Raw genomic sequence first — 448 nt, forward strand, 5'->3', positions numbered from 1 at the left:
GTCCCGACCTGCCATGCGGGCGGCTATCGTGCGCTCGGCCTGTACAAGACCTTGCTCCTGCTGAGTCGCGTCCTGCGCGAGCAGGGCGATCAGGTGACGGCGTTCAAGGCCGATCTGGAGTGGTGGAACCTCATCGTCGAGACCCTGTTCGTCCGCGGGCGCACGGTGTCGGTGCGCCCCCGCCTCATCATGTGTCACGACGTGTACGCGCTCGTCGCGGCAATCCGGCTCAAGCAACTGTTCGGCTGCCCCGTCGTGTACGATTGTCACGAGGTCTGGGCCGAAGGCAAGCTCGACTCGCAGTGGTGGGAGATCGAGGCGCTCGCGTGGATCGAGCGCCTCGCCATCCAGCACGCCGATCACGTGATCACGGTGAGCCCGCCCATCGTGGACTATTTGAAGAAGACCTACGGCATCGAGCGGGTCACCTGCGCCCCCAATGCGGAAC

The 448-nt window shown here is 65.2% G+C and carries 1 protein-coding gene; it reads left to right on the forward strand.

Going from position 1 to position 448, the window contains the following annotated elements; translation table 11 throughout:
• The coding region (locus D7X12_RS41955; RefSeq protein WP_147444033.1) for a glycosyltransferase at window positions 1–448 on the forward strand (448 nt) is incomplete at both ends.

It is taken from the genome of Corallococcus sicarius, from assembly GCF_003611735.1.
Taxonomy (GTDB): domain Bacteria; phylum Myxococcota; class Myxococcia; order Myxococcales; family Myxococcaceae; genus Corallococcus; species Corallococcus sicarius.